A 17,275-nucleotide genomic window follows, 5' to 3' on the forward strand; every position below is an offset into this window, starting at 1 on the left:
CGATTATATTTTAGAAAGATTGAATGATTGTGATAATTGTCCTGATACTGAAAGTAATTCGTAATATTTTTGAATTATAGTTGCTTTAGATACCGCCGTATTTATTTTAGCGCTTAATTGTTCAACATCGGCTTCAACCAAATCATTGGTATCAGCAAGACCGTTGTCAAATTTATCTTTTACAAGTCTGTAATTTTCAACTGATTGTTGAAGCGCTTCATCATAAACAACACTTTGATTAATAGCCAAGTCATAATCTTCAATAGATTTTTGAACTTCAACCTTAATACGGTCTGTCATAATAGCTTCAGTATTTTTTACTTCAAGTGCTTTGCTTTCAGCTTGTTTTACATGCGCGCTGTTTTTAAGGATACCAGATAAATCATAAGATAAACCTAAACCAAAATTCATCGCATATTTTACAGTAATTATATCTTTAAGATCTAACGCAGTGTAACCGCCAAGTAACGAAATAGTTGGATAATATCCGGATTTTGCTATTTTAATGTTGGCTTCAGAAGCTTTTTGCTGCAAGCGAATAGCCTCTAAATCTTTTCTGTTTTCAAGAGCCAAAGCATCAGATGTTGGTGCGTTGGTTGTCTTTAAATTAAAGAAATCATCTTCGTTAACCTGAATTTTTACAGACGGATCTAATTTAAGGATTGTCGTTAAATAAAAATTAATGTTATTGATATTATTATTAGCTTCATCAATAGATAATTGTGTTTTAGAAACCAATAATTGTGCTTTCAATAAATCATTTCTTGGAATAATTCCGTTTTTTTCCAGTTCTGTAAAATCAGTAACACGTTGTTTGGCGCTTTTTTGATTTTCATTTAAAACATCCAGCGTTTTTTGTGCCTTGTATAATGCAGTGTAGTAAGTGATTACTGTTAAAGCAACATCCTCTTTTGTTTTAATGGCATTAACGCTTTCAGCTTGATACAAGCTTTCGTATGCATCAATATTACTTTGAATTTTAAATCCTGCAAAAAGTGGCAAGCTTAAATTTGCCATTCCTATCATTGCGCGATCCGGAGAAGCTAAAGAAGCGCTCTCACCTTGATTTGGCATGTCAATCGAAGCCTTTGTAAGACGCTGATATTGACCAGATATTTTTAAATCAGGATATTGGTTATTCTTAACCGTTTGTAATTCATATTTTTTTGTGTTTACCTTAGTGTTGGCAAGCGTAACTTCGTTACTTTTTTCCCAAGCCATTTTAACGGCTTCGTCCAAGGTTAAACTTGTTTTTTCTTGTGCTTCTATTGATGAAATTCCGATGAAGAAAATACCAAAGAGCATTAATTGATTAATTTTCATAAACAAGTAGAGCTTTTATAGTTTGTTGAATGTGCTTAGTAAGACTGGTTTTAATGTAATTGTTATACATTTCCTCGGTGTTTAAATTCAGTAATTCCACAAAAAATGATTTATTCATGTGGAAATGAAAAAAGGTTCCGATTATGGTCGGTGTAAGAAGCGGAATTATAATATCTTTTCTGAAAACGCCTTTGGCCTGGCCTTGTGCGATAATAGTTTCTACCGATTTTAAATTTCCTTTTTTTAATTCAGTAAAAGCGATCATGCTTCTTTCTCGTTTTTCGGAGTTGAGTTCAAAATGTAAAACCCTGAAAATCCCTTTGTTACAACTTATTCTGTTAATGTAAATTTCGATTAATTTATTGACTTTTTCAATAGGTTCCAGATTTTCCTGTAATAAATTTTCGAGTTGTAATTTTAGATCAGAAGTTTTGTAAAGAATCAAAGCTTCCAGTAGCCTTTCTTTTGAGCCAAAATAATACGATACCATTGCAATGTTAATTTTTGCATGTTTGGAAATATCCCGTATCGATGTACCCTCAAATCCTTTCTCAGAAAAAAGCTTTTCAGCAACTTCCAGAATCTGAATTTTTTTATCGTTTAATTCGATGTGTGACATGGTATTGTTTCTATTCGGGTACAAAATTAAACAAGTGTTTAAATTAAACGATCGTTTAATTTTTGTTTAACATAATATTAACATAAAACGGTGTAGTTGTTTTTATGGTAAAAAAATGTCTAAAGAAACAATTATTTTCCTAAAATAAGTTTTTGGGGATTTTGTCTTGTATCAAATATATTAGAAACATATACAATTTGTCTATGTTCGTCTATCCAATATATGATTTTATAATTTTTGAAAATTGAGTATCTAAAAATCTTCAATTTTCTCTGAAAGAAGTTCTTCTTTTTGCCCACCGTAAGCATTAAACTCTAAAGTTAACGAAACATCAATTATTCCATTTACTAAGGTTTGAGCCACTTTGATTCCTGCTTTAAATTTCCAGTATTCAAAAATGTCATTAAGTTTATCTTCAGCAAATTGTGTCCAATAAACGGTTAATCCCATTTTTTAACTTTAGATTTCAAGTCTTTTGCCGATCTAATTCGACCATTTTCTGCATCATCAAGAGATTGATCAATTTCTTTATTAAATTGATCAATACTCATTGATTTCATTTCCTGATCTATTAATTCAACTTTTTGTTTGTGAAGTATTTTTTCAAGATGAATTACTATTTCTTCACTTTCAAGTCTTAGAAATTCCTGAACGAACGATATTTTACGAGCTTCTAAATCCATGATAATTGATTTTAGTCAAATATACAAAATAATTGTAAATGTTTGGATTTATCGAATCTCCCCAACAAATTTCGAAATTTTTCCAGAACCATTTTCACTTAAATGTTTAATAAAAGCACTTCCAATTATGGCACCTTTTGCAAATTTTGTAGCCTGATTAAAAGTTTCTTTATTCGAAATTCCGAAACCAATAATCTGAGGGTTTTTCAAATTCATATTTGAAATTCTTTCGAAATAATCTTCCTGAACATTTCCAAAACCAGATTGAGAACCTGTAACGCTTGCAGAACTTACCATATAAATAAATCCGTTTGAAACACTGTCTATAAAACGAATACGTTCGTCTGAAGTTTGAGGTGTAATCAAAAACACGTTTATCAATCCATATTTTTCGAAAACAGCTTTATATTCATCAGCATAAACATCAACTGGTAAATCTGGAATAATTAATCCGTCAATACCAATTTCAGAACATTTTTTACAAAAAGCTTCCACTCCGTATTGTAACATCGGATTAAAATACCCCATAATAATCAACGGGATTTTTACGCTTTCGCGGATGTTTTTCAGCTGATCAAAAAGAATTTGAGTTGTCATTCCGTTATGGAGTGCCGTTGTCGAACTCGCCTGAATTGTTGGTCCATCTGCCAAAGGATCGCTAAAAGGTAAACCGATTTCGATTAAGTCAACACCATTTTTTTCTAAATCCTGAATAATCTGAACTGTATCATTTAAGTTAGGATACCCGGCAGAAAAATAAATAGAAAGTATTTTTTTATCTTCTTGTAATTTTTGAGTTATTCTGTTCATTTCGTTTATGTTTTTTCTCCTGCAAGGTTTTCAAAACCTTGTAGGTATTTATTAAGTTTTATTTTTGCCACAGATTAAAAGATTTTCATTGATTATTGTGCAAATTTACTTCACGCAGATTTAAATAGATTTAAGCTGATTTGCGCAGATCTTTTTTAAATCTGCTTTAATCTGCCAAATCTGCGTGAAAAAATCTTTTTAATCGTGCAAATCCGTGGCATTATATTTTTTTAAATCTTCACAACTTTGCTTGTCCAATTATCATTTTGATTTTCTACTAATAATAATCCGGAATCTGAATCATTCATTTGCCCAGCCAATTCACCTTTATTATTCCAAAAAGCGCTTTGTCCTGCCGAAGGATATCCCCAGGATTCTCCGCTAAAATTTGCCATCAAAACATTCATTTTATGTTTTTGAGCATAATTTTGTAAATCTCGATACGCATTCGGAATCCCGTTTGGAGTAAAGAAAATACTCGCAATATAAATATCAGTTTCTCTTTTACAGGCATTTTCAGGATGAAGCGGATTATCAATATCAGCACAAATTGCAAACGAAATCTTTTTATTCTCAATCATAATCATCGGATTATAATCAAAAGATGATTCAAAAAATTCATCTTCGCCTTCATGCAAAAATTGCTTTGTGTATATTGAAACTGAATTATCAGGAGAAATAATAAATTCTCCAATAAACATTTCATTTTCAATTTGAATTGGTGCGCCGGCAACAATAATAATATTATTTTCTACAGCTAATTTCCTTAAATGATCCAAACGGGAATCATCTTTTTTGAAAACCAGTTTTTGAGCATCTTCTCTTTCATAGCCTGAAATTGATAACTCAGGAAATACGATTAATTGAGCTTTATTTTGAACAGCCAATTCTATAAGACGATAATGATCTAATAAATTAGCTTCAATATTTCCTCGTGTTGGTTTTGTTTGTGCTGCTGCTAGAATCATTTTGCTCTGTAAATATTAATTTTCCATGTAAATCCAGGCTTCTGTTCCGGATTTCAATTTTACTCTAACTCTTTTATAGGAATTCGATTCGAATATATCAACTTTAGCTAAATCAGCATTAGAAACATCGAAAACTACGCCATGTATAATGTCTGAAGCATCTGCGCTTGGTACAACTACAACATAGTCTGCCATTCCAAATTCTTCTTCTATTTGCAAACTTTTAAGCTTGTGACCCAAAAGCTGATCCGGTTTTCCGGTTAATATTCTATTAAAAACCTGTCTTTGAATTTCTTTAGATCGTAATGTTCCGTAAGAAAATAATTGTTCCATGATTGCTATTTTTCTTGTTATTAGTTTTTGCGTTAGGGATGGGAGCGGTATCTCCCGATTTAGAAAAACAAGGCTTTTTAGCCGTAGTTTTTGTTAATCGGGAATTTAGCGGACAGGCCCGATCCGCCGCGGCGGAGAACGCCCAAATTATTATATTACAACTTAAAATAATCAATATAATTGTCTAAATCTTTATCACCACGACCAGAAAGACTTATGACCACAATATCTGTTGGTTTGAATTTCTTTTGATCTAAAACCGCAAAAGCATGCGCGCTCTCAATCGCCGGAATAATTCCTTCTAATTTAGTCAATTGTAAACCTGCATTCATTGCGTCATCATCGGTTACCGAGAAAAATTCTCCACGTCCCGTTTGTGCCAAATGTGCATGCATTGGGCCAACTCCTGGATAATCCAACCCTGCAGAAATCGAATAAGGTTCTGTAATTTGTCCATCGGGAGTTTGCATTAAAAGGGTTTTACAACCGTGAATAACGCCTACTTTTCCTAATTTACTGGTTGCTGCGCTATGCCCGCTGTCGACACCTTTTCCGGCAGCTTCGACAGCAATAATACCCACTTCAGGCTCGTGTAAAAAGTGGTAATACGTTCCTGCAGCGTTACTTCCGCCACCAATACAAGCGATAACGTAATCAGGATTTTCACGTCCTTCTTTTTCTTTTAACTGCCATTTTATTTCTTCGGAAATTACACTTTGAAAACGTGTCACCATATCCGGATAAGGATGTGGTCCAATGGCAGATCCAATAATATAATGGGTATCTACCGGATTGTTGATCCAGTCGCGAATTGCTTCGTTTGTAGCATCTTTCAACGTTCTAGAGCCCGAAAGTGCCGGACGAACTTCTGCACCCAACATTTTCATACGAGCCACGTTTGGTGCCTGACGAGCAATGTCGATTTCGCCCATATACACGATGCATTGCAAGCCCATTAAAGCACAAACTGTTGCCGTTGCAACGCCGTGTTGACCTGCACCGGTTTCGGCAATAATTCTTTTTTGCCCAAACGTTTGGCAACCAATATCTGCCCAATTGTATTGTTAACTTTATGTGCGCCGGTATGATTTAAGTCTTCTCTTTTTAGATAAACTTTTGTATTGTATTTTTCAGATAAACGCTTCGCAAAATAAAGCGGACTAGGGCGACCAACATAATCTTTTAGCAATTGATCAAATTCTGCTTTAAAATCTGGTTCGCTGGTAATTTTTAAATAATTCTGGCGTAATTCTTCTACATTAGGATACAGCATTTCAGGAATATAAGCTCCTCCAAATTCTCCGTAATATCCTTTTTCGTTAACGTTAAAATTCATTTTATTCCAATTTTAAAAGTTGGCAACATCAAATTTTCGTTTGAAATTGCTAAATAGATTTTTGTTTTTTAGCCCCGGTTCGATTTCAAATTTACTATTTAAATCGACTGCATAAATAGGAAGATTTGTTTTTGAAATTTCTTCTATGGCTTTTAATTCCTGAATTCCGATGCCGCCACTCAAAAAGAAAGGCTTTTTCGAATTGTATTTTTTTAATATCGTCCAGTCAAAAGTGGTTCCGTTTCCGCCTGGTAATTTTCCTTTTGTATCAAACATAAAGTAATCACAAACAGCTTCGAAAGGTTTTATAATTTCGAAATCAAAATTTTCATCTGCCGAAAAAACTTTGATGATTTCGATTTTCTTTGGCAATTGTTTTTTTAAATCTGATAAAAATTCAACAGATTCATGTCCGTGCAATTGAACGGCTTGTAAATTGTATTTTGCAACTTTTTCCAGAATTTCTTCCTGAGACTGATTTACAAAAATACCCACTTTTTTGATCGTTTCTATTAGTTCCGGAATTTCTCCGTTAAAATATCGTGCGGATTTCTCCCAGAAAATAAATCCCATATAATCGGGTAGGAGTGCGCCTACCTCGAGGATGTTTTCTGGATATTTCATGCCGCATATTTTGAGTTTCATTTTTTTGTTGTTTTTGCCACGAAGGCGCTAAGACACTAAGTTTTTTTTGTTTTGATTGCGCTTAAAAAATGCAAAGCTTACAAAGTTTTTCGCCACGAATTCACGAATGATAATAAATAAATTCGTGAATTCGTGGCTATTTTTTATATGCTCAAGTTTTTAATAAACTCTGTTGCGGCTTGTCCGGCGTTATCGGTTTTCATGAAGTTTTCTCCAATTAAAAATCCGTTGTAACCGTAAGGTCTTAATTCTGAAATGGCTTCGATTGATGAGATGCCACTTTCGGATACTTTTACAAAATCATTTGGAATTTGCGACGCCAATTGTTTGCTGAAATCAAGACTTACTTCGAATGTTTTTAAGTTTCTGTTGTTTACGCCGATCATGTCTAAACTCGGCATAATCGATTTTTCTAATTCTTCCTGATTGTGAACTTCCAATAGAACTTCTAAACCTAATTTCTTTGCAAATTCAGATAATGATTTGATTTCTTCACGAGTTAAAACGGCTGCAATCAATAAAATCAAATCGGCTCCAAAAGCTTTGGCTTCAAGAATTTGGTATTCATCAACAATAAATTCTTTTCGCAAAAGCGGAATATTAACACTCGCTCTTGCTAAAAGTAAATCGTCAAGAGAACCGCCAAAATATTTTCCATCGGTTAAAACTGAAATTCCGCAAGCTCCGGCATTTTCATATCCTTTTACGACTTCTTCAACCGTAAAACTATGATTGATAACTGATTTTGAAGGCGAACGACGTTTGTGTTCTGCAATAATTCCGGTTGAACTTGTTCTTAATTTTTGACTTAAAGAAATAGTTTCTCTCCCAAAAAATACAGAACTTTCCAATTGTGAAACTGGAATGATCGATTTTTTTAGAAGGACTTCTCGTTGTTTATCAAATATTATTTTATCTAATATGTTCATGATCTCGTTTGTTTCAAGTTTCAAGTTTCAGGTTTCACGTTCCAACTAACTTGAAACTTGAAACCTGAAACAAAAGAAACTATTTTTTTATTTACTTAATTCTTGTAATGTCTGTAATGCTTTTAATCCTTTTCCTGAGAACAAGCTTTCTTTCGCTAATTCAAATCCTTCGAGCGGAGAACATTTTGTAACCGTTGCGATTGCCATTGCTGCATTGGCTAAAACTACATTATTCTGTGCTTCAGTTCCCTTTCCAGAAATGATTTTAGTGAACATTTCTGCCGATTCTTCGATGGTTTTTCCGCCTTCGATTTCGGTTTGAGATAAAAGTTTAACCCCAAAATCTTCTGGTTTCAACATTCCTTCCATGTGCGATGTTATCGTTTTGGTTGGACCAGTTAAAGAGATTTCGTCATATCCGTCAAGCGAATGTAAAATGGTGAAATTGATGTCGGTATTTTGGTATAAGTAAGCATACATTCGAGCTAATTCAAGATTGAAAACACCAACCAATTGATTCTGTGGAAACGACGGATTTACCATTGGTCCCAACATATTGAAGAACGTTTTTACAGCTAATTCTTTACGGATTGGTCCAACATTTTTCATCGCTGGATGAAATAGGGGAGCATGCAAAACGCAGATTCCGGCTTTGTCGATACATTTTTCTAAAAACGACGGATCATTACTAAATTTAATTCCCATTTTTTCCATCACGTTGCTTGATCCTGAAATCGATGATACTCCGTAATTTCCATGTTTTGCTACTTTTATTCCGGCTCCTGCCGATATAAATGATGCTAAAGTTGAGATATTGAAAGTGTCTTTTCCGTCACCGCCTGTTCCGCATAAATCGATGGTGTTGTAAGCTGATAAATCAACGCGAACACATAATTCCAACAAAGCTTCACGAAAACCCGAAAGCTCATCAATCGTAATGCTTCGCATCATAAATACGGTCAAAAATGCCGAAATCTGACTTGGATTATAACTTCCGCTTGAAATATTAATCAATACGCCTTTGGCTTCTTCTTTTGAAAGGACTTCGTGATTGATTAATTTATTTAATATAGTTTTCATTTTTTTTAAGTTGCTAAGATTCTAAGATACTAAGGTTCTAAGTTTTTTAAACTGAGACTTTAAACTGAGACTGTTTACTTGTTTTTCAATGTTCATTTCCCTGATAAATCCACATGGGTTCTGTTTTTCCTGCTCTTACAAAACCATTTTTTTTATAAAAGTCAACCGCTTTTCCGTCTGCGGTTAACATTTGCATATGAAAGTGACTGTATTTCTCCTGCATTTTATCTACAATCATTTTTCCAATTCCTTTTCCCTGATACCCCGGAAGAACCAATAAATGCGGATAATAAACGGTTAAAAATCCATCAGAAATTGCATTCCCAAGTCCAACTAATTTTTTTCCTTCCCAAGCCGTAATTAAGGTTTCTGAATTTAAAAGACCTTTATACAACTCGTTTGGTTTATTGGCCGAACTCCATTCGTTGGCTTTGTATAAAACTAAAATGTCGTCAATATTGATTTCTTTTGTTTCTGAAAGTGTTATTTTCATAAGGTTCTAAGTTGCTAAGAAAGGGACTAAGGTTTTAAGCTGTGACTGTATATTAGCTTTTTATCCAATTCTCTAAAATTAATTTTCCTTTTGGTGTCAAAACACTTTCCGGATGAAACTGAACGCCTCTAACATCAAACGTTTTGTGTCTTAATGACATAATTTGACCATTTTCATCAATTGAAGTCGCTTCAAGAACGTCTGGTAAATTTGCGTCTACAACCCATGAATGGTATCTTCCAACTTCGAATTCTTTGCCTAAACCTTCAAACAAAATTTCATCTGAAACTACTGTTTTTACATTTGTTGCAACACCGTGATATACTTTATCAAGGTTTGAAAGCGTTCCACCGAAAACTTCACCAATCGCTTGTTGTCCCAAACAAACTCCAAGTATGCTTTTTGTTGGAGCATATTTTTCGATTACAGCTTTTAATAAACCAGCTTCATCCGGAATTCCGGGTCCTGGTGAAAGTAGAATCTTATCGAAAGTCGCGATTTCGTCAATCTCAAATTCATCGTTTCTGTAAACGGTAACTTCGCAGTTTAAATCTTCCAGATAATGCACTAAATTATAAGTGAAACTATCGTAATTGTCTATAACTAATATTTTTTTCATGTCTTAATTTTGTTTCAGGTTTCAGGTTTTTTTGTTTCAAGTTTCAGATTCCAACAACTTGAAACTTGAAACAAAGAAAACCTGAAACTATTTTTACTCTCGAACGTACTTTTCTGTAATAATGCGATCGATTCCTAATTTTTCTACTTTTTCGATTCCTTTTTGAGTTAATGTGTCATTTTTAATTTTTACTACAAACTCAAATTTTCCATTTTCCCATTGGCGGTTATTGAAATATTCCAAATTCTCGGTGTATACACTATCTTTTAAAGTATATTTTCCGCCTCCGCCAAAGAAAACTGCTGCTGTGCTGTCTTTTCCATTATTTAAATCATGATTGAAAAAAGCAAAATGTGTGTCATTTATAATTTTAATCATTTTTGTTTTTGGATTGAAAGTTGAGAACGTTGAATCTTTTTCTGTTGTTTCAGCTGAGATAAGTCGCCAGGTTCCTTTAATTGGATTCTCTTTTTTTCCGAATTACAAGCTGTTACGCTAATGATTAAAACTAAAATTAAAATCGCTTTTTTCATGATTATTTATGGTTTTATAGTTTGTTTGTTAATTATTTCATGTTTTACCAATCGTTGTCTCCAACGGTTGAAACCGTTGGCTATGTTTATATACGATTCCTTTTATAACTGCTTTTTAAACATTGCCCGAGGTTTCAACCTCGGGAGACATATTATTAATCATTCTGTGTCCCGGTCACTTCGACTGAAAAACTAAATTTTCTCCGCCATTTCCAGCGCTGTGTTCAACGCTCTTAATTTATTATAAACTTCCTGCATTTCGCTTTCTTCGTCAGAACTTGCTACAATTCCCGCTCCGGCCTGACAATGCAGTTGATGATTTTTACTAAGGAAAGTTCGAATCATAATCGCGTGATTAAAGTTTCCGTTAAAATCCATGAAACCAATTGCTCCTCCGTAGAAATTACGATTTGTTTTTTCGTAATCTTCAATCAATTGCATTGCTCTGTGTTTTGGCGCTCCGCTTAAAGTTCCTGCCGGGAAAGTATCTGCAACAACTTGCATCGTTGTTGCTTTATCGTGTAGATGCCCTGTTACTTTTGAAACCAAGTGAATTACGTGCGAGAAAAACTGAACTTCTCTATATTTCTCAACATTTACATCGTGTCCATTTCTGCTTAAATCATTTCTGGCTAAATCGACCAACATTACATGTTCGCTGTTTTCTTTTTTATCTTCAGAAAGTTCTTTGGCCAAAAGTGCGTCACGTTCGTCATTTCCGGTTCTTTTAAAAGTTCCGGCAATTGGATGAATTTCGGCTTTTCTGTTTTTTACGATAATTTGCGCTTCGGGCGAAGACCCAAATATTTTGAAATCTCCATAATCAAAAAAGAACAAATAAGGAGACGGGTTTATACTGCGCAAAGCTCTGTAAACATTGAATTCATCGCCTTTGAAACCTTGTGTAAAACGACGTGATAATACCAATTGAAATACATCTCCGCGGAAACAATGTTTTTTAGCTAAAGCCACATTGTGTTTAAATTCCTCATCTGTTAAGTTAGAAAAACCCTCACCTTCTTTAGTGAATTTATATGAGGCTATATTTCTGGACTGTAATAATTGTTCAATTTCCGAAATGTTGTTTTTTCCATCAACACTATGACAAAAAATGTAAGCTTCATTTTTAAAGTGATTGATAGCAATTATATTTTGATAAACGGCGTAAAATACATCAGGGATTGAAGTTGCGTTATCTTTTTTGGCAATCGAAACTTTCTCAAAATAACGAACAGCGTCATAAGAAATGTATCCAAACAAACCGTTATTGATGAATTTAAAATCGTTTTTCTCTGATTGAAACTGACTTGAAAATTCCTGTATTACTTCTGGAATATTAGTCGTTGCATCAATTGAAATTTTTTCTGTAGTTCCATCAGGAAAAGTTTTTGAAATGGTTTCGTTTTCGATTTTAATCGTCGCAATCGGATTGCAGCAGATGTAAGAGAAACTGTTGTCATTTCCATGATAATCACTACTTTCCAATAATAAACTATTAGGGAATTTATCTCTTATTTTAAAATAAATACTTACTGGCGTAATCGTGTCTGCCAGAATTTGTTTGTAGTGTGTGTTGAGTATAAAAGGTTTCAAAGTATGTTGTTTTTAATTTTAATTTATTTCACTTGAGTTTCGACCAAAAAAAAGGCTTGTCGTGATGACAAGCCTTTTAAATTTATAGTTTTACAATACCATAGGAAGCTTTGTTCACGACGTTTGACGTAAATTCTTCCACCACCAAATATTGTTCATTGTTGTTTTCATATCTTATTTTGATGTCACAAATATATAAATGTAATTTGGATTAGAATACATAAAATTTGAAAAAAAACTTTTCTAAATCTGCAAATTTGTTAAATTTCGACAGATAAGATGGTTTTAATTACTTAGTTTCCAATTGCAATAGTGTTATTTTGGTTTACTCTAAAATCTGGACTTCCTTTGATATTAGGCGTTGTAAATAAGTCAATGTTTCTAATTTTAGTAAAATCCAAAGCAAATTGCGGTTTGCTGTAATAACTTTTAATTCCCGCATCATTACTGCTTGATTCACTTGTAATTTCGCCCTGGCAGTTATTTACAATTACATTTTTGAAGTTGATTTTAGATAAATTAGCATCTCTATTTCCTATATTTCCTTCCAATATAACAAAAGGTGTAAAGCCGGATACGATACTATTTGTTAGATTAAAAAATGTATTTTCTTTTATATGAATAGATTCTCTAACCAGGCCCTGATTATTTTCTTCCAAATTAACAAGCGTAATGTTTGTGGCGTTTATTTTAGTCAATTTATTGATGTCTGTATTTTCGATTTTATCATAAGAATCAATTTCAAAACATCTTGAACCTGAAATATCTGATGAAAACGGATGGCGAATAGCAATACTGTTGCTAATATTGATTTGTGCTCCCTGTGTAAAATCAAAATCATCATCTGTAGTTCTGTAAGAAACTAAGTTGTTCATGTCTAAATTTCCTCCATAACATTCGAATGAATCATCGTTTGAAAAACTAATTTGTATGTTATTTAAAACTGTCTTTTTTCCAACTGCAGCTAATGAAAGCCCGTTAAGTTCTTTCAAAGCACTTAATTTTCTTCCTGAATATTCGATTCTCACATATTTTAAAATTCCGGAATTGTCTTCGGGATCATGACCACCATAATGATTTAACAAAGGATCAAGATCAAAAGGTAAAGTGTGCAATCCTCCAAGGCTATTTATTGGAGCTTTTCCCATAATAACAATTCCACCCCAGTCACCTGGTTTTCTGTCCAAAACATCCTTGTTTGATGTAAAAATGATAGGATCGGTTTCTAAACCTTCAGCCATTATTTTACAGCCATTTGTTATTACTAATGTTCCGCAGGTTTTATCATCTCCGCGAATTACAGTTCCCGGTTCGATAGTTAAAACAGCATTATTGGTTACATAAACAGTACCAACCAATTGATAAGTGTTTCGTTTATATAATTTGGTGTCTTTGTCAATCGTTCCTGCAATAATATTGCTAGCTTCGCTATATTCTGTGTTGGCCGGTTTAAAATTAGTCCAGTTGTTCATCCAGTTTGTGGTGCCAACAATTCCTCTTTGTTGTTGTGCCTGTAGAAAAAAACTGCTTAGAATGCTTAGAATTGCAATGCTGATTTTTGTTTTCATAACTATAATTTGGATTTCTAGTTTTTGATTTTTTTAAGTACTCCAAAATTAAAAGCCGTATGTTAATCAAAACATTGTGCGTTGTTATGAAAGGGTTATTTAAGTGTTAAGAACGTTATTATTGTGAAAAGTATAAAAAAGAAACCCCAAAAGCCTAAACTTTTGGGGTTTTCTAAATTTTGAATCAGTAAGTCTAAAATATTAGAATTTTAAAGCTACAGTTAATTCGAAATCGTCATTGATAGTTTTGTCTCCTAAGTTTTCGAAGAAGTTACCAGAGTTGTATTTGATATCATATTTAGTTCTGTCAACTTTAAATGCAGTTGTAGCAGTGTTTCCAGCTACAGTGATGTCAAAAGTTACAGGTTTAGTGATTCCTTTGATCGTTAAATCAGCAGTTACAGTATAAACGTCAGTTGCTTTAGCTCCGATAGTTTTGAAAACTAATTTTGCAGTTGGAAATTTGTCAGTTCCAAAGAAATCGTCAGCTTTTAAGTGACCATTCAATTTTCCTTGGTATTCTCCAGTTAAATCAGTTGCAGTTAAAGAAGTCATATCAACAGTAAAACTACCACCAGTTAATTTTTTTCCTTTGAAAACTAAAGCTCCGTCTTTAAAGTTTACAGTTCCAGAGTGCTCTCCAGTTACTTTTTTACCTACCCATTTGATAGTAGATGCCTTAACGTCGATTTTTTTAGTTTGAGCATTTACTGAAATACTAGCCGCTGCTACGAATAATGCTATTGCAATTGTTTTTAAATTTTTCATTTTGTTAAAATTGATTTTGGATTAATAATAATTATATAGTGATAAATAATTCTTCGTGAGATTTTCTAACTTTTTTGTAGTGCTGAGCGTCGTCCTCATCATGTCTGTAACCTACAGTTGCAATAACTGAAGCGTTTAAGCCTAATTTATCGAAACCTAAAATTTCGTTGAATGCAGCTGCATTGAAGCCTTCCATTGGAGTTGCGTCGATTTTTAATTCCGCAGCAGCAGCTAATAAAGTTCCTAAAGCGATATAAGTTTGTTTGGCTGTCCAGATATTTTTAGCCTCTTGTGATAAGTTTGAGATCACACCATTCATCATATCCGCAAATCCGCCTAAAGCTTCAGTAGGAAGACCTCTTGTTTCACTTATGTTTTTAATATAAGCTGCTACAGATTCTGGTCCGGCATTTAAGTCATTTGCAAAAATGAATAATTGAGATGCATCAGTAATTTGAGTTTGCCCGTAAGCAGCAGCTTTTAATTGCTCTCTTAATTCAGGATTTTCTACGATAACAACTTTGTATGGTTGTAATCCGTATGAAGAAGCAGCTAATCTAACAGCTTCTTTTAAGGTATTTAAATCTGCATCTGAGATTTTTTTGTTGCATCAAACTTTTTTGTTGCATATCTCCAGTTCAAATTTTCTAATAATGTACTCATAATATTAATTTTGTTGGGTTCGGTATTTTTCTAATAATCGATTTAATAATTCTAATTCTTCCGGACTTATATTTCTGGCAAATGAACGCTCGTGTTCATCTACTTTCGGATCTAATTCTTTTAAAACATCTAATCCTTTTTGAGTGATTGATACTTCAATCTTTCTTCTATTGCCAGGACAAACATTTCTTGTAACATAATCTTTTAGTAACAGTTTGTCTACCAGTCTCGTCGTGTTGCTAGTTTTAGCAAGCATTCGCTCCTGGATCACACACATATTAGCAGGATTACCTTTTTGTCCTCTTAATATACGTAGAACATTATATTGTTCTCCGGATAAATCATACGGTTTCATCAACTCGCTGAAATGATCCTGAATCACGTTTTGCGTGTACATGATATTCAGAATAACTTTTTTCGCATTATCCATCTTAACTGTACTTTTAATAACCTCTTCAATTGTCATAGTCGTAAGTGTATAATTTGTATATACAAATGTATAACTTTTAATAGTTGTATATACAAATGTTGTGTTAATTTTTTGTTAATTCAAATTAACAGCTATTATAACTTCACAAAGCCTATAGAATTAGTATAAAAGTAATGCAAAATTTTGATTAGATGTTTGATTTGCTGATAATAAAATGTTTTCCTATAATTTTATTTCTGAAATTGATTTGGGATAGGAGCGTACTAAGCAGGCTTTTTGTCCTTATTAAGAAAGACTTGTTGAAATTCGGGCAGCAAAAAACCTTTAGAAATTTCTTTAAAGTTTAAAATTTCTCTATTGATCCAGACTTCATTATGTCCGATTTCTTTAGCCAATATTCTGGCTACTTTTTCTGAAGATTCAATTGCGGCTCTGGCATCTAAGAATAATAAACGAACACGTCTTGCTAAAATATCATCAACAGTTCTGGCCATTTCATGTCGAATAGCCCAAACAACTTCTGCCATTGTAAATTCGTGATCGGGATGTAATTTCTCTTTTAATTCGGGTTCGTTTTCTTGTAATTCAATTATTTTTGGGATATCCGAACCGTAGATATATAAATGATTTTCTCTATCTAAAGCAGAAGTATCCTTATTTCCATGAATAGGAAGAAACTCCGTAGTACAATCTTTTTTAGGAAGTTTGCCTGTCTTGATTGCTTTGTTTATAATGTCCTCAGAAATTTTTCTGTAAGTGGTCCATTTTCCTCCGGTAATTGTAATCAAGCCTGTTTCTGAAACAATAATTTTATGGCTTCTGGAAACTTCTTTGGTACTTTTTCCTTCTTCCTCGGGAGCAGCCAAAGGACGTAAGCCGGCAAAAACAGATAAAACATCTGCTCTGGTTGGTTTTTTTGATAAAAAACGTTGAGCAGTCTGCAATACAAATTCAATTTCACTTTCCAGTGCGATAGGTTCTAAGCTGTGTTTTTTTATTAATGTATCGGTTGTTCCCACAACAATATAATTATGCCAGGGTACAGCAAATAAAACTCTTCCATCGCTTGTTTTAGGAATCATCAAAGCGTGTTCACCCGGTAGAAAAGATTTGTCAAATACAAGATGAATTCCCTGACTTGGAACAATATATTTTTTATAAACCTTGTCATTCAGTTTCATTATAGCATTTGTAAAAACGCCTGTTGCATTAATAATTGCAGCTCCTTTTATTTCGTATCTGTCTCCTGTTTCATGATCGATTGCCTCAACACCAACAACTTGGTTTTTGTCGTCTTTTAATAAGTTTACGACTTTGGAATAATTTAAAAGACAAGCTCCTTTTTCAATAGCAGTTTGCGCGAGATTAATAGCCAAACGCGAATCATCAAATTGCCCGTCATGATAAATAACACCGCTTATCAAGCCTTTTCTTTCAACGGCGGGTAGCATTTCGATTGTTTTTTTCTTTGAAATATATTTTGAACTGCCAAAACTTAAACGTCCTGATAATAAATCATAGATTTTCAATCCGAACGTATAAAACCAGCCGCCCCACCAATTATAATTTGGAATTACAAAAGATTGGTTTTTGACTAAATGACTTGCATTCTTTGCCAATAAACCTCTTTCTTTCAGTGCTTCTCTTACCAAATGAATATCTCCCTGTTCCAGATAACGCACACCGCCATGAACAAGTTTGGTACTTCTGCTGGAAGTTCCTTTTGCAAAATCTACAGCTTCGAGCAAAATAGTTTTGTATCCTCTGCTTGTTGCATCAAGAGCTGTTCCCAAACCACTTGCCCCGCCACCTATTATAATAACGTCCCACTTTTCAGTGTTTTTTAATATTGATAACTGTTCTGAACGTTTCATATTTATGG

The 17,275-nt window shown here is 33.5% G+C and carries 19 protein-coding genes and 2 pseudogenes; all 21 read right to left on the reverse strand.

Features of this window, described 5'->3' with window-relative positions:
• Positions 1–3: 3 nt before the first annotated feature.
• Positions 4–1,323: a TolC family protein gene (locus ACZZZT_RS09350; RefSeq protein ID WP_073395354.1), complete on the reverse strand. Its 1,320-nt coding sequence runs from the start codon at positions 1,321–1,323 to the stop codon at positions 4–6.
• Positions 1,313–1,942, reverse strand: a complete 630-nt coding sequence (locus ACZZZT_RS09355) for a TetR/AcrR family transcriptional regulator (protein WP_463460153.1) — start codon at positions 1,940–1,942, stop codon at positions 1,313–1,315. Before ACZZZT_RS09355 ends, ACZZZT_RS09350 begins: the two co-directional genes overlap by 11 nt.
• 252 nt (positions 1,943–2,194) lie before the next feature.
• Positions 2,195–2,392, reverse strand: a complete 198-nt coding sequence (locus tag ACZZZT_RS09360) for a hypothetical protein (protein ID WP_463460154.1) — start codon at positions 2,390–2,392, stop codon at positions 2,195–2,197.
• On the reverse strand, positions 2,383–2,625 hold the full coding sequence (locus ACZZZT_RS09365) for a hypothetical protein (protein ID WP_463460155.1): 243 nt from the start codon (positions 2,623–2,625) through the stop codon (positions 2,383–2,385). Before ACZZZT_RS09365 ends, ACZZZT_RS09360 begins: the two co-directional genes overlap by 10 nt.
• A gap of 48 nt (positions 2,626–2,673) precedes the next feature.
• Positions 2,674–3,435 (reverse strand): tryptophan synthase subunit alpha, encoded by a 762-nt coding sequence (gene trpA, locus ACZZZT_RS09370; protein ID WP_463460156.1) that lies wholly within the window; start codon positions 3,433–3,435, stop codon positions 2,674–2,676.
• A gap of 230 nt (positions 3,436–3,665) precedes the next feature.
• Positions 3,666–4,403 (reverse strand): carbon-nitrogen hydrolase family protein, encoded by a 738-nt coding sequence (locus ACZZZT_RS09375; protein ID WP_463460157.1) that lies wholly within the window; start codon positions 4,401–4,403, stop codon positions 3,666–3,668.
• 15 nt (positions 4,404–4,418) lie between these two features.
• Complete coding sequence (locus ACZZZT_RS09380) at positions 4,419–4,736, reverse strand: gamma-glutamylcyclotransferase family protein (protein WP_073395349.1); 318 nt, start codon at positions 4,734–4,736, stop codon at positions 4,419–4,421.
• A 155-nt stretch (positions 4,737–4,891) separates the two neighbouring features.
• Positions 4,892–6,072: pseudogene (gene trpB, locus ACZZZT_RS09385) on the reverse strand (tryptophan synthase subunit beta).
• A 12-nt stretch (positions 6,073–6,084) separates the two neighbouring features.
• Positions 6,085–6,717, reverse strand: coding sequence for a phosphoribosylanthranilate isomerase (locus ACZZZT_RS09390; RefSeq protein ID WP_463460158.1), 633 nt, complete (start codon positions 6,715–6,717; stop codon positions 6,085–6,087).
• 143 nt (positions 6,718–6,860) lie between these two features.
• Positions 6,861–7,646 (reverse strand): indole-3-glycerol phosphate synthase TrpC, encoded by a 786-nt coding sequence (gene trpC / locus ACZZZT_RS09395; protein WP_463460159.1) that lies wholly within the window; start codon positions 7,644–7,646, stop codon positions 6,861–6,863.
• An 87-nt stretch (positions 7,647–7,733) separates the two neighbouring features.
• On the reverse strand, positions 7,734–8,726 hold the full coding sequence (gene trpD, locus ACZZZT_RS09400) for an anthranilate phosphoribosyltransferase (protein WP_463460160.1): 993 nt from the start codon (positions 8,724–8,726) through the stop codon (positions 7,734–7,736).
• Between the two features lie 85 nt (positions 8,727–8,811).
• On the reverse strand, positions 8,812–9,219 hold the full coding sequence (locus tag ACZZZT_RS09405) for a GNAT family N-acetyltransferase (RefSeq protein WP_463460161.1): 408 nt from the start codon (positions 9,217–9,219) through the stop codon (positions 8,812–8,814).
• A gap of 52 nt (positions 9,220–9,271) precedes the next feature.
• Positions 9,272–9,838, reverse strand: coding sequence for an anthranilate synthase component II (locus ACZZZT_RS09410; RefSeq protein WP_463460162.1), 567 nt, complete (start codon positions 9,836–9,838; stop codon positions 9,272–9,274).
• Positions 9,839–9,931: 93 nt separating this feature from the next.
• Positions 9,932–10,216 carry a hypothetical protein gene (locus ACZZZT_RS09415; RefSeq protein WP_463460163.1) on the reverse strand — a complete coding sequence of 95 codons (285 nt, stop codon included), beginning with the start codon at positions 10,214–10,216 and terminating at the stop codon, positions 9,932–9,934.
• Entirely contained in the window at positions 10,213–10,371 is a 159-nt protein-coding gene (locus ACZZZT_RS09420; protein ID WP_463460164.1) for a hypothetical protein, read from the reverse strand. The genes ACZZZT_RS09415 and ACZZZT_RS09420 overlap by 4 nt, the downstream gene beginning before the upstream one ends.
• 192 nt (positions 10,372–10,563) lie before the next feature.
• Positions 10,564–11,964 (reverse strand): anthranilate synthase component I family protein, encoded by a 1,401-nt coding sequence (locus ACZZZT_RS09425; RefSeq protein WP_463460165.1) that lies wholly within the window; start codon positions 11,962–11,964, stop codon positions 10,564–10,566.
• Positions 11,965–12,257: 293 nt separating this feature from the next.
• Complete coding sequence (locus ACZZZT_RS09430) at positions 12,258–13,532, reverse strand: hypothetical protein (protein ID WP_463460166.1); 1,275 nt, start codon at positions 13,530–13,532, stop codon at positions 12,258–12,260.
• A 201-nt stretch (positions 13,533–13,733) separates the two neighbouring features.
• Complete coding sequence (locus ACZZZT_RS09435; RefSeq protein WP_042564641.1) at positions 13,734–14,300, reverse strand: YceI family protein; 567 nt, start codon at positions 14,298–14,300, stop codon at positions 13,734–13,736.
• Between the two features lie 31 nt (positions 14,301–14,331).
• Positions 14,332–14,963, reverse strand: a pseudogene (locus ACZZZT_RS09440) (NAD(P)H-dependent oxidoreductase).
• 4 nt (positions 14,964–14,967) lie between these two features.
• Complete coding sequence (locus ACZZZT_RS09445) at positions 14,968–15,429, reverse strand: MarR family winged helix-turn-helix transcriptional regulator (RefSeq protein ID WP_042564639.1); 462 nt, start codon at positions 15,427–15,429, stop codon at positions 14,968–14,970.
• A gap of 227 nt (positions 15,430–15,656) precedes the next feature.
• Complete coding sequence (locus tag ACZZZT_RS09450) at positions 15,657–17,267, reverse strand: glycerol-3-phosphate dehydrogenase/oxidase (RefSeq protein ID WP_463460167.1); 1,611 nt, start codon at positions 17,265–17,267, stop codon at positions 15,657–15,659.
• Positions 17,268–17,275 lie beyond the last annotated feature (8 nt).

This window comes from Flavobacterium sp. AC274, assembly GCF_979258275.1.

What these genes read in the sequence shown, in the direction of transcription:
- ACZZZT_RS09350 (WP_073395354.1), bottom strand. Translation starts at nt 1,323, where the DNA reads ATGAAAATTAATCAATTAATGCTCTTTGGTATTTTCTTCATCGGAATT.
- ACZZZT_RS09355 (WP_463460153.1), bottom strand. Translation starts at nt 1,942, where the DNA reads ATGTCACACATCGAATTAAACGATAAAAAAATTCAGATTCTGGAAGTT.
- ACZZZT_RS09360 (WP_463460154.1), bottom strand. Translation starts at nt 2,392, where the DNA reads ATGGGATTAACCGTTTATTGGACACAATTTGCTGAAGATAAACTTAAT.
- ACZZZT_RS09365 (WP_463460155.1), bottom strand. Translation starts at nt 2,625, where the DNA reads ATGGATTTAGAAGCTCGTAAAATATCGTTCGTTCAGGAATTTCTAAGA.
- trpA (WP_463460156.1), bottom strand. Translation starts at nt 3,435, where the DNA reads ATGAACAGAATAACTCAAAAATTACAAGAAGATAAAAAAATACTTTCT.
- ACZZZT_RS09375 (WP_463460157.1), bottom strand. Translation starts at nt 4,403, where the DNA reads ATGATTCTAGCAGCAGCACAAACAAAACCAACACGAGGAAATATTGAA.
- ACZZZT_RS09380 (WP_073395349.1), bottom strand. Translation starts at nt 4,736, where the DNA reads ATGGAACAATTATTTTCTTACGGAACATTACGATCTAAAGAAATTCAA.
- ACZZZT_RS09390 (WP_463460158.1), bottom strand. Translation starts at nt 6,717, where the DNA reads ATGAAACTCAAAATATGCGGCATGAAATATCCAGAAAACATCCTCGAG.
- trpC (WP_463460159.1), bottom strand. Translation starts at nt 7,646, where the DNA reads ATGAACATATTAGATAAAATAATATTTGATAAACAACGAGAAGTCCTT.
- trpD (WP_463460160.1), bottom strand. Translation starts at nt 8,726, where the DNA reads ATGAAAACTATATTAAATAAATTAATCAATCACGAAGTCCTTTCAAAA.
- ACZZZT_RS09405 (WP_463460161.1), bottom strand. Translation starts at nt 9,219, where the DNA reads ATGAAAATAACACTTTCAGAAACAAAAGAAATCAATATTGACGACATT.
- ACZZZT_RS09410 (WP_463460162.1), bottom strand. Translation starts at nt 9,838, where the DNA reads ATGAAAAAAATATTAGTTATAGACAATTACGATAGTTTCACTTATAAT.
- ACZZZT_RS09415 (WP_463460163.1), bottom strand. Translation starts at nt 10,216, where the DNA reads ATGATTAAAATTATAAATGACACACATTTTGCTTTTTTCAATCATGAT.
- ACZZZT_RS09420 (WP_463460164.1), bottom strand. Translation starts at nt 10,371, where the DNA reads ATGAAAAAAGCGATTTTAATTTTAGTTTTAATCATTAGCGTAACAGCT.
- ACZZZT_RS09430 (WP_463460166.1), bottom strand. Translation starts at nt 13,532, where the DNA reads ATGAAAACAAAAATCAGCATTGCAATTCTAAGCATTCTAAGCAGTTTT.
- ACZZZT_RS09435 (WP_042564641.1), bottom strand. Translation starts at nt 14,300, where the DNA reads ATGAAAAATTTAAAAACAATTGCAATAGCATTATTCGTAGCAGCGGCT.
- ACZZZT_RS09445 (WP_042564639.1), bottom strand. Translation starts at nt 15,429, where the DNA reads ATGACAATTGAAGAGGTTATTAAAAGTACAGTTAAGATGGATAATGCG.
- ACZZZT_RS09450 (WP_463460167.1), bottom strand. Translation starts at nt 17,267, where the DNA reads ATGAAACGTTCAGAACAGTTATCAATATTAAAAAACACTGAAAAGTGG.